Source organism: Flavobacterium collinsii, from assembly GCF_902804485.1.
GTDB classification, from domain to species: Bacteria; Bacteroidota; Bacteroidia; order Flavobacteriales; family Flavobacteriaceae; genus Flavobacterium; species Flavobacterium collinsii.
In genome coordinates this window covers 1-12,819 of sequence record NZ_CADCST010000144.1, presented here as the reverse complement: position 1 = coordinate 12,819, position 12,819 = coordinate 1, and the positions used below count along the sequence as shown (strand labels likewise).

The 12,819-nt window shown below is 34.1% G+C and carries 8 protein-coding genes; all 8 read left to right on the top strand.

The features are described 5' to 3' along the window. The first annotated feature begins 45 nt into the window (after positions 1–45). A complete protein-coding gene (locus tag FLA105534_RS21885; RefSeq protein ID WP_173968206.1) occupies positions 46–735 on the top strand; it encodes a hypothetical protein in 690 nt (229 codons plus the stop codon). After that, positions 729–2,111, top strand: a complete 1,383-nt coding sequence (locus tag FLA105534_RS21880; protein ID WP_173968205.1) for a fibronectin type III domain-containing protein — start codon at positions 729–731, stop codon at positions 2,109–2,111. Before FLA105534_RS21885 ends, FLA105534_RS21880 begins: the two co-directional genes overlap by 7 nt. A 4-nt stretch (positions 2,112–2,115) precedes the next feature. Further along, entirely contained in the window at positions 2,116–7,266 is a 5,151-nt protein-coding gene (locus FLA105534_RS21875; protein WP_173968204.1) for a T9SS type A sorting domain-containing protein, read from the top strand. Between the two features lie 3 nt (positions 7,267–7,269). Beyond that, positions 7,270–10,803, top strand: coding sequence for a fibronectin type III domain-containing protein (locus FLA105534_RS21870; RefSeq protein WP_173968203.1), 3,534 nt, complete (start codon positions 7,270–7,272; stop codon positions 10,801–10,803). Beyond that, complete coding sequence (locus tag FLA105534_RS21865; protein WP_173968202.1) at positions 10,800–11,249, top strand: hypothetical protein; 450 nt, start codon at positions 10,800–10,802, stop codon at positions 11,247–11,249. Before FLA105534_RS21870 ends, FLA105534_RS21865 begins: the two co-directional genes overlap by 4 nt. Positions 11,250–11,384: 135 nt before the next feature. Beyond that, complete coding sequence (locus FLA105534_RS21860; protein ID WP_173968201.1) at positions 11,385–11,795, top strand: hypothetical protein; 411 nt, start codon at positions 11,385–11,387, stop codon at positions 11,793–11,795. A gap of 29 nt (positions 11,796–11,824) precedes the next feature. Further along, positions 11,825–12,091, top strand: coding sequence for a hypothetical protein (locus tag FLA105534_RS21855; protein ID WP_173968200.1), 267 nt, complete (start codon positions 11,825–11,827; stop codon positions 12,089–12,091). Between the two features lie 9 nt (positions 12,092–12,100). After that, on the top strand, positions 12,101–12,601 hold the full coding sequence (locus FLA105534_RS21850; RefSeq protein ID WP_173968199.1) for a hypothetical protein: 501 nt from the start codon (positions 12,101–12,103) through the stop codon (positions 12,599–12,601). Positions 12,602–12,819 lie beyond the last annotated feature (218 nt).

Here is a 12,819-nt window from a genome sequence, read left to right as displayed (position 1 = left end):
CATAAAATGTTACTTTTACATTTTTTAACAGATAATTACGCATAAATGTTGAAATTTAGATTTCTAATTCTTTTCTTATTTTTAATTTCGTTAGGTTTTTCTCAAAGTAAGCAGACTACAGTAATGGTTAATGCCAGAGCTCAAAAAGATCAAATCTTGATTCGTTGGGCGGTTAATTCTTCAAGTGAGTGGCAAAAGGCAAATAAAAAAGGGTTCATAATTACCAGAACTACTTTGTTGCGAGACGGGGATATTGTATCTAAACCCGAAAAAACAGTACTGACTCCAAAGCCTCTGATTCCCGAACCTTTAGAATCCTGGTTAGATTTAGTACAAAAAGATAATAATGCAGCTATAATTGCACAATCTATTTATGGAGAAAGTTTTGAAGTAACGGGGGCTAAAGAAGGAGATTTGTCGAGAATTGTGAATATGGCAGACGAACTGGATCAGCGTTATACTTTTGCTTTATATGCAGCAGATATGAGTTTTGAAAGTGCTGTAAAGGCAGGTTTGGGATACGTAGATACTAATGTAAAAAAGAACGAAGTATATGCCTACCAGGTAAGTGTTTTCGAAAGTCCAAAGATTAAAGAATCTTCGTATATGATCGGGTTAAGAGATTATACTACTCTTCCGGCTCCAACGGATTTTATTGCAATTCCCGATGATAAAAAATCTTACTGTCTTGGGATTATGAGACTTTTAAAAGAATCTACACTTCGTTTATGGTAGAGAAATCTACTGACGGAATCAATTTTAGCCCGATAGCTTCTACGCCTTTGGTTAATTTAAATGATAAAGAGGAGCATCCATCTAAAACCATGTATTATGTTGATACACTTAGTGTAAATGATAAAAAGTACCATTACAGATTGTATGGTATAACCTCATTCGGAGAAAAAGGAGAAATAACAAAACCCATTATCACAAGTGGCATTACAGCTGTAGTTACATCGGCAAGGTTATCAGATTATAATATTTTAAACTCGAACGAAGTCATTTTAGAGTGGGAATACCCTGCAGCATCAGAAAGTTTTATTCAGGGGTATGAAATTAATTTAGCAGATAATGACAAAGGGCCTTACAAGGTTGTTACTAAAATTATTTCACCATCTGAGCGTAAACTCACTTATAAAGAAAGTTTATTTCCATCAAATTATTTTACCATATCTGTAGTAGGTAAAAATAATAAGCGTTTAACTTCCCAAAGTATGTTAGTTCAGCCTGTAGATTCAATACCTCCTGCAAAACCTAGTGGGCTTGAGGGTGTAATTGATAGCCTTGGAACGGTTCAATTAAAATGGAAACCCAATCTGGAAAAAGATTTAAGAGGATATCGCATTTTTAAAGCCAATAATGCTGACGAAGAATTTGTAGATATCTATCATAAATCATATTTAGGTAATGCTTATAAAGATAGTGTTAGTCTTAAAATGACCAATAGCAAAGTGTATTACAGAATTGCAGCCGAAGATATGCGATTTAATGTCTCGGAGCCATCTGATGTTTTGGTACTGGATAAACCGGATAAAATACCGCCAGCTGCACCAATTTTTAAAGATTATGACAATAAAGAAGGAAAGGTTCATTTAAAATGGATTAGAAGTTATAGCGAAGATGTTGTAGGTTATAGCCTAAGGAGGAGAGAGAAAGGGCAGGAGCAGTGGCAGGAGATAAAACAAATCAATGATACTATTCAGGAGTTTACAGATGAAAAAGTAGAGAATAAAAAAACATATCAGTACGCTATTTTGGCGAAGGATAAAAGTAATCTCTGGTCTTCATTAGATCATTCAATAATAACAGTACAAGTTTTAGATTTTTCTCCTGTTAAAATTATTTCATTTTTACAAGGGATACCAGATAGAGAAACCAAAAAAATAACCTTGACTTGGGATTATGTTAAAAATAAAGAAAAAGTAACCAGTTTAAGCATTTATAAAAATCTAAAAGGATCTCCGCCAACATTATGGAAAGAATTAAATGGAGATGTTTTTACGCTAGAAGATAAAAATTTAAAAATAAACATGAAATATGAGTATCATTTAATTCCAAGTTTGCTAAGTAGCAATCCTGCAAAAGAAGAAGTTTTAACCATTTTTTATTAGGTTTATGAAGAAGATTTACTTGTTAGTTTTTTTATTGGTTTGCAATTTCAGTTTTGGGCAGGCTCCAGAATTAGGCTCGTATGAAATTGTTTTTAATGGCTGGGCGATTAATGACGAACATCATAATTGTGGAGAAGCATTTGTTAGGCTTGAATTTAAGACACCTATTGATAATTACAAGGCGTTAAATATCTCTTATAATGATGACAGAGCTACTATAAGCTATACTAATGCAGCTACTAAAACGACATTTAAAGCTGATAAAGTCCCAGTCTCAATGTTTTTTTCGGCTTCAAGATATGATCGACAATCTTGTAGGGGAAATAGGCCTCATAATAGTGGAAGAATTTATAATTCGGATAATTTTCATTGTTTTGATTTTGATTTTGAATTTAAGCAATTTAAAAATGTAGAAAGTAAAGGAGATGGACTAGGACGATCTTCTTTTAATGTAAAAGTTCGTCCTATTCTTGTTATTGTTGATCCCGGAAAAAAAAATGATTTGCCTACAGATAAAAATATAACAATAGAATCAAATACTGGATTTTTGCCATCTGAGTATAACTGGCAGTATTCATTTGATTCTTCAGATTCAAATAGTTGGGTCGACATGACAAAATTTTTAGGTCAGTCCAGTTTTACAACTAATGCCAAAGAAATATTAGGCGAGAATGCCGGAGAATATCATGGAAGAACAATTTATTTGAGACAGAAAGCATGTAACGTCTCTTCTAATATTGTGAACTATACAGTCAGACAATCTGCTCCTGAGGTGGTTTCAATGAAAGAAGAAAAAACGAGATGTTTTGACACTAATGACGGTAAATTAATTATGAAATTCAATCGGCCATTTTTTGCCGGAGAAAAATTCACTTTTAGTATTAGATCGTTTGATGAAGAACATAAAATTTGGCAATCGGTTGTATGTTCTTCACAAGATGGCAGTCCAATAACTCTCGATCGGACAAATAGTTATGAGTTTCCATGTAATTTCTCAAAGGGAAAATATGGGATAGCATTTTACGGATCTATTAATGAATCAAATACCGGATCTCCACATACTGAAGATAATCCTTTCATATTTAATATAACCTCACCCACACCTGTCGATTTTATTCTTACAAAGAAAAACGACATTAATTGTTTTGGAGGGTCCGATGGTGCAATTGATATTAAAGCTTCAGGAGGTGTTGATAATGGAATTTATCAATATTCGAAAGATGGTGGAGCTACTTGGATTACTTTTTTAAATGGAGATCAAACCACGATTAATAGCCTTTCTTTAGGACGCTGTCATGTAAAAGTGAGAAAATTAAAAGGTTTACAAGATACGGTTGGTTGTATAGTGAAATTATCAAAAGATGTAGAAAAAGAATTGTATGAGGATATTAAGCAGCCTTTAGGTCCGCTTCAATTGGTTAATATTAGCTCGACACACCCAACTTTTAATAAAGCGGAGAATGGACAAATAATAGCTTCTATTAGTGGTGGAACTCCGATTGATGGAAAATCTTATTTATACGAATGGAGAAATAGTAAAAACGAGCTTATTGATGCCGGCAAGTCATCCACACAGTTTGTAAATGGTGTTTTTGCGGTTACATTAAAAAATGTGGTTGCAGATACTTACAGGTTATTCATCACAGATGCGCGAAACTGTAAATTAGATCCTTCACTATCATCTTCTTTAACAGTGGTTTTGGATGATCCGGAACCGATTGAAATAAAATTAAAAATTCAGCAGCAAATCTCCTGTAATTCTGCAAATTTAAATCCGATGGAAAATGGAAATAAAGCAGCAAATGGGATTTTGGAAGCCGTCGTAACAGGTGGAGTTAAGTTTACAGGATCTGCAAATGGTGGTTTGCCCTATAAATTTATTTGGTCAAAATACAATACAAAAAACAAATTATGGGAGGTATTGGAAGATTATACAAAAGGTATTGCACCGGAGCTTTCGGAAGGAAGCTACTCCTTAAATGTTGAAGATGCCAATAATGTAGTACAGGGAACTTATAACGCTGTCGGTTTAACAGAAGCAATTCCGACTAAAGAAACAATAGCAGAACCGGAAGTACTTAAATTATCATTTGATATTGGAAATGTTTCCTGTCACGGAGGTAATAATGGTTGGGCAACAGCAACAGTTGAAAATGGAACAGCTCCATATATTTACAAGTGGTTCAATGTTGATGGTGGAATTATTGAAGCTAATAAAATATCCAAATTAACTCATGGAGAGTATGCAGTAGAGATTACAGATGATAAAGGATGTTTTGTAACAGGTTTTGCTACAGTTGCAGAACCTTCAAACCCTGTTGAAATAAAGTATTCAACCACTGATGTTCCCACTTTTGCAGGAGCTACCAATGGAAAAATTGTGGCACAGATCACGGGAGGTACAGCATTTGATCCGTTGTCAAACAAGGGTAAATTATATAACTATAAGTGGATAAACTCGGCAGGAGCTATATTATCGCCTACGACCGAAATTAAAGAGGGTGTTTATACCATTACTTTAAACGGCGTTCGGGCTGATGATTATTTTTTAACGATTGAAGATAGAAATTATGACAAAGATGCCAATCAAATTGTCAATTGCTCTGTAGTAGAATCAAAAGTAAAATTAACGGAGCCTGATCCTTTGGAGGTTGTTTTTGAAATCGTTCGTACTATTTCTTGTAATGCAACTAATGAGTTTGGAGATCAAAAGGACACAACACCAAATGATGGCCAGCGTGATGAGTCGCAAGATGGTATTTTAAAAGCGCATGTTTCAGGAGGAATTTCGCTTGCATCAGATAAAAATAATGGATTACCGTATTATTTCTATTGGAAAAAACAACGAGAAGATGGTACCTGGATCACTTTGCCGCATATTAAAGGAGAAACTGCCTCTGAGCTTTCTCATGGGAATTACGCCTTAAATATAAAAGATGGTAACGGAATCATGCTGGGGACTTATGTGGATAATGTTTTGGCGAAGGAGATTGATGCAACACAATTGATCCAGGAACCTCCAAAGTTAGCTGTAACAATTACCAAAGGCGACGTTTTTTGTAATGGAGGAAATGATGGCTGGGCGACGGCAAATGTTACAGGTGGGACACCACCGTATGAGTACAAATGGTCTAATGAAGTAGAAGTTGATAAAAATACCGTTTTAAAAGCTGGCGAATATTGGGTATTTATTACAGATGCAAAAGGATGTACTACACAGGAAAGTGTCATCATTATAGAACCGAAGCTGCCTTTAGCAATAAAATATACTGAAGTTTTAGATCCGAGTTTTTACAAAGCAACAAACGGAAAAATTGTTGTAGAAGTTACCGGTGGAACCATCTTTTTAGACAATTCGTATTGGTTTGAATGGAAAAATAGTAAAGGAATTAAACAAACTTCAGCAACTACACAATTTAACAATGGCATTTATACCATTTCATTAAACGGACTTCCGGAAGAGGTATATAGTTTGACCATTCGTGATGCTAATTATGATCCGGCAGTAAATAAAATTGGCTGTACGATGGTAAATTCGATTCAAAGCTTAGATGATCCGGAGCCACTTGAAGTTATTTTTGAGGTAGTTCGTACCATTTCTTGTAATGTGAGTAATGAATTCGGAAATGAAACCGATGCTGATCCGATAGACAATCAAAGAGATGAATCGCAGGATGGAGTTTTAACAGCACATGTTAAAGGGGGGATCCAATTAAAAGCAGATAAAAATAACGGACTTCCATATTTCTATACCTGGAAGAAAAAGCAAAACGACGGTTCCTGGAAAATATGGAATGATCAGAATGAAAGACTTGAAAATATTTCAGAAGGAACCTATGCCTTGAATGTCGAAGATGGAAACGGAATAAAGTTAGGGACATATACCAATAATGTTTTGGTAAATGAAACCGATGCAGTTCAATATATGGCACAGCCCGAAAAACTGAATTTGACTTTTACAAAACACAATGCCAGCTGTAATAATGGAGACGATGGCTGGGCGGAAGCTCATGTTTCAGGCGGAACACAACCATATACCTATCAATGGAGTAATGGAGAAACAACAGCTAAAATAGAGAACATTACTACAAACAATTACTTTGTACTAATTTCTGATGCAAAAGGATGCCTGATTCAGGGAAGTATTTTTGTGGGCGACCCAAAAGGGATCCAGACCACAGAGACCGTAAAAAATCCAACTTGTTTTAAAGGCAATGATGGAGGAATACAAGTAAAAGTTACAGGTGGAAATTTACCTTACAGCTATGTTTGGAATACAGGAGCGACTACCAAAGATTTAAATAATCTATCGGCAGGAAACTATGAAGTAACCATTACTTGCCCGGATTGCTGTATTTATAAAAAGAGATTTCTTTTAAAAGATCCAAATCCAGTTGTAGTCGATTTAGGAAAAGACAGAACCTTGTGCAACGATCAGGTTTTGGATTTGGATGCATCGATTGCAGATCAAAACGCCCAATACAGCTGGACATCAACAAATGGATTTACTTCAAACCAATCAAAAGTAAGTTTGACAAAGGCGGGAACTTACCGGGTAAAGGTAACATCTGCATTAGGTTGTATTGGAGAGGATGAAATCGTAATTAAAACAAGTCAGGTAGCTATTAGTTCTGAATTTTTACTGAGCTCACAGGCTTATTTAGACGAAGAAGTAATTTTGGTCAATACCAGTACTCCTTTTGGGGAGAGCACCAATTGGGTAATTCCGAAAGGAGTGAAAATTGTAGAACAAAAAGAAAAATACATAACCTTGAAGTTTGACACAACAGGTCTTTATGCAATTGGCTTACAACAGACACAAGGAGAATGTTATGCAGCATATACTAAAAACATTACTGTCGAGCAACGGAGCACTTTGCCAAATGCTGGTTCGACGTCGCAGTTCATGATCGATTTTGTCGTAACTCCAAATCCGAGTAATGGTAATTTTAAAGCCTTTGTGACTTTAGAAAATGATAGTGCCATAAGCTTAAGGTTATTTTCGACATCAGGACAAAATATGATGATTCAGAAAAAAGAGTCCGGGAAAAAGAAGTATGAAATTAATTTTGATACAACGTTAGGATCGGGCATGTATGTTTTAGTACTGGAAACAGGACAGCAGACATTGGTTAAAAAAATTATTATCTATTAAAAAATGAAACACCTTTTTCACACCCTATCCTTATTTGTGCTGTTGCTGTTTGTGAACGCAACAGGACATGCTCAATTGTTTCCGGTTCAGATGACTCCGGTTTTCAACAGTCCGTATAGTGTTAAAATATCCGACTATGCAACTAGTATGGATACTAAAATGCGATTGCTGATCAATCCTATGGACATTACCATCTCGCAGCGACAGGTGCGTTTGAAATTGTACATTCAAGGTAACGGACTCAACATACAAAGCAGTGATTACATACAAGGGCAACGTCCTGTTTTTATAAACGGCGGAGAGTTACAAACCCTTACCAATACCGATATCTCAGCTCTTTTCAGGTTAGAGAACCTACAGGGAATTTCTGCCATACAGTATGCCAATGGTTTGCCCGAGGGGATGTACAACTTTTGTTTTGAATTATACGATTTTGTAACCAACCAGAGGATTTCACAAAAAAGCTGCACCAGTTTGTATCTGATTTTAAATGATCCTCCCTTATTGAATACACCCCGACGCAATGAACAAATTGCTTCAACCGAATTTCCAAATATTCTCTTTACCTGGACACCACGTCAGAGGAATGCCACTAACATATCGTATAAATTTGAGTTAAAACAGCTTTTTGACCCCACATTAGACCCGCAGTTTGGGTTTCAGATGTCACCCATTTTGTATGAAGAGACATTATTTGGAACTGCATTGCTTTATAATTTAAGCATGCCAATCCTGACTCCGGGTATGCGTTATGCCTGGCGCGTACGTGCTATTTCAACAACCGGACTATCAGAAAATGCGGTTTTTAAAAACGACGGCTACAGTGAGATTTATTCGTTTAAGTATACTGCTGCCTGTGCTGCTCCAACCTTTCTGTTAAGCGAAGCTCAGGGGCCAAAAAGTGTCAAAATCACCTGGGAAGGAATACCGGAACATACGCGTTATCAGCTACAATATAAAAAACAGGATGTTCGAAACGCGCAATGGTTCTCGAGCAATAGTTTAAATACCCAAAGTTTAATTACCAATCTGGAGCCTGGAGTTAGCTATCAGTTTCGAGTGGGTTCGAGCTGTGATCCGGCAAGTGATGGAGTTCAGTCGTTTACCTATTCAGGGATTAGTACTTTTACCACACCTACCATAACCAATGGGGTTCCGGCCTATAATTGTGGAATTGTACCTCAAATTAATATTCAGAATCAAAAACCGCTTACCAATTTAATTCAAAGCGAAACCTTTAAAGCAGGTGATTTTCCGGTAACGATTTTAGAGTTACAAGGTCAAAATAGTCCCTATTCAGGACGTGGCTATATCATTGTACCCTATTTGGGTGATACTAAAATTGCAGTCGAATTTAAAAATATCGTAATCAATACCGATTATCAATTGATCAGCGGTGTGGTGGAGACGAGTTATAATCCGGCAGGAGTGAATATTATTAATGGAAATGAATTAGTTAATGACTTGGTTAATGATCTTACCAGTGTAGTTGATGGCTTGTATGATTTATTAAAGAAAAAGGAAAAAGGAAGTTTAGCTGATAAAGAATTTGTAGAACAGCGATTGGCTTATATAAATAAGATTCAAGGACAATTTGATGGGTTGCAAAAAGAAACAGATTTACCAAAAGACTTAAAGAAAAAAATAGAAGACTTAAAACCTGTTTTGTTAGATCTTGCTTCTAATGATTGGACAGCATCTGGGAACCATTCAAAGGAGAATATTGATAAAGTTGCGGCGGTTACAAAAGAAGCTGATACATATAAAAAAGAACAGAAGGAATTAACTGAAAAAATCAGTGAAGGGATTGATTTTCAGAAATTAATCACCTGGATGCGTGATAATTCAGGTAAAACAGTACTTTTTGATTACAAGCAGTTTTTAACTAAAGATTTTGAACTGACAAGTTCTGGGCTTGGGGTTCCACAAACGCTGAAAATTGATAAAAGTTTTGAATTTGAAGTAGATGGACAAAAGAAAAAACTAAACTTTAAAGGTCAACTAAATACGCGGAAAGAGAATGTTACACTTTCTTCCCAAAATTCTCCCATTGGCTTAAATATCGATTTAGGTAAATCATTAATAACCTATGATTTTAATTATTTGTATGATAAACTTGATGCTGGACAGGATAATACAGCTATTAATTTAAAAACCAATCAAATTATAGATTACGATGCTTTACTGGGATTCTTAAAATATTCTGTTGGTGAAACTGGTTCGAAAGCAAAAGAATATGTTGTCAACAAATTCAACAAAGCTTTTGAAACTGCAGGAAGCGACTGCAATAAAATTGATTTTTTGTATGCCGATGCGCCTAATTTTATTATTGCTGACAGAGGAAATGATAGACTATGGAAAGATTTGCAAATACTATCAAAATGTTCTATACATTATTTAGGGACTAATGAAAATAATAGTGTTTTAAATATTTTAAATAATATTGATAGCAAATGGATTTATGCAAGACAGGAAAGCAATGTTGATTTTTTTGCTGATCTCTTTACTAAATTGAATTTAGATTATAGACCTCAGTATATTAGGGTTTTATTGAAAATTGGACTTAAAAACTGGACATCAAATCAAATAAGCAACAGCCAGTTTTATTTGATGGAACCCTATAAAATTGATGGTTTTGCTGATCCATTGTCCTACAGCACTATTACAAGTTGGTGTGGGGACAATACGGTCAAAACAAAGTATGAAATTGGATATACAAGCAATAGTTTTGAAAAAGGAGCTTTAGCCTCATCAAACCAAAAGATTGTAAGTTTAGGTGAAATTGAAAAAAATGATCCGGTTCGTATTCGCATAGGTGAAAATGATTATTTAGTTCCTGCTTTTATCACTTATGTTTTAACAAAAGAAACCGTAACAACTGACCGAAACATTGCTATAAATAATGCCCTTTCTGTTTTATTGCCTGAATTTGAAAGGTTATCTTTGAGTAAACTTAAATGGTTAAATAATGTTGGTAATAAGACGGGAGGAAAAATATTATCAGTTGATGAGCTTAAAGTTTTTTTAGATAATGTGACAGAAGCAACAACTGTCGCTGATTTAGAGGCAAAAGGAATAAAATCTTTTTTTAGAGGAACCAATAGAAGTAAATTAGATGGCTCTTTATTTCCAGGTAGTACAAATGCACAAATTGGTGGTATTTCTGCTTCTACAGATCCAATAAAAGGAACAATATTTTCTATAGAAAGCGCAACAAAAAATGGTGGATATAAGGGGGTTTTACAAATGGGAACTCCTAATGATTTAAAGAACATTATTCTATCTGCTCCAAATAGAAGAGTTGATATTGAATTAGAAGTTATCTTTAAAACTTCTGCAGAGAATTTTTCAAAAACAACTAAGATTGAAATATCTGTTGAAAATGCAAGGAAACTTGTAAAGGATGTTTATGGGGTTGATTTACCATCTACTTTAACAAGAGACGAAGCTACTAATTTATTAGAAAAATTACCTGCATCATCATTAGATAAATCATTTGAATTCTATCAAAAATCAATAAAATATAATGGATTATGAAAAATTTTGGTAATATTGAAACAAAACTTTATTCCGACGGAAAATTCAAGGAGTTTCCTACGCTTTTTTTACAAGATATTCCTAGAGAAAAAGATCTACAAAAAGGTAATCTACCTAAGATTGAAAATACAAATCAAGTTTTCTTATTCGCAAGGTCTTATGATCTGGATGTAAAGGTTAATACAATTTTTGATGTTTTATTTATGTACAGTAATATTAATGAGTGGGTAACAACAAAATGTTTATTAAAATACGTTTCTGTAAATCCAAGTTATGAAATAGATTATATCCCAATGAATTATTCAGCTTTATGTCTATTTGAATTTTTAGATGTTAAACCTGAAATGTTAAATAAGTTACAATATTATATGGAAAAAAAAGATTTGTATCATGATAATTTAATTATAAGTCAAGTTCCTCTATTGGAAAAAATATTGGAATCATGAACCCGCTTTTATAGCTTATGTTTTAACAAACGTTATGCAACCAAGACAATTGCTGATGCTATTTATAAAACTGAAAAAGGGAAAGAGAATATTGATAATCTGATCAAGTTAGTAGATCAAATATTTCAAAATAAAATGTCAAAACCTAAAATTGAATTTGATAATAATGAATATTTAAAAAAGGCTCTTGATAATTTGTGGTTTAAAACAGGAATTGTGGAGCAAACTTTTCCTGGTTTTGAGGCAAAATATCTAATTGGGACAGATGAGGAAAAAATAGGATTATTTTGTATAGGAGGAACGCAAGCTGTTAAAGTTGCTGTTAAGGAATTTAAGCCTATAATGGATGAGAACAATATAGGTTATGTGGCAACCGTAATTATCCAATACTTAGATACATTTGGAGTTTCGGAAGCTGATTATACGAAAGATTTGGCATATAAGATGGATGTTGTTAATAATTTCAAATATAATTATAGAGGGGGAGTTTTAGCCCACGCTCCCGCACGAATCCTTTCGTGTGGCAGTATGTATGTCAAGGCCTAGTCTCGTTATAAAGGTTTACAATATTAAAAATGAGTAGAAACTATAAATTCCGTAATTCTGAGAGTTCAAGTAGAAACGTACCACACGAAAGGATTCGTGCGGGAGCGTGGGAAATGAATCTTGATGATGCACATCAACTAGTTAAAGAAGTTTACGGCATAGATTTACCTAAAAATATTGGTAATAATGCTCCGGGTAATTCAGCAGAGGAAATCACAAGAACTATGACACATTCTACTCTTGAACAATCTTACGAGTTCTATAAAAAAGCGACTAAATATAATATTAAAAAATAAATTTTATCTATGGCCATTTTTTCAAAAATACAATTGGATTGTGAAGAGATAATTTCAAAGTCTTTTTTCCCTATTTTACCACTTATTCAGATACCTGATTGGGAACAAACGAAGAAATATTATAGCTTGAATCCTCAACATAAATTAAATTCTTTAGTATTAAGTGATAATCAAATCATAAGTGATTGTAGAACCCTATGTACGGATATATTATGTAATACAAAATTTGATGTTTTATTTTCACATCATGAAGTAGAGAATTATGCTAATACGGATGCAGTTTTAGAATACGTATCTGTAAATAGAAGTTATGAAGTTGAGTTATTACCGAAAGGATACTCAGGTCTTTGCATTATAAATTTCCCTAATGGAAAACCTGAATTACTTAAAAAGCTAAGACCAGAAAATGAACATACTGATTTAACTAAATATGATAAATTATATTTAACACAAAGCGCCGTGCTAGAAAGAATTTTAAATGAAATAAAAAATCATGATTTAGAAATCTAAATACTAAAAAAAATATACTTTGAATTTATTTTTATCTCACTTCTGTGAAGTCTCCTGACTGGATATGCAAATAAAATATACAGTGTAAGTTAAGAGATAAGAAATGTTTTTTCGACTAGAAATAAAATAAAACGTTCTTTGAAATATTTAAAAAATAAACAGCCCCACGCTCCCGCACGAATCCTTTCGTGTGGCAGTATGTATGTCAAGGCCTAGTC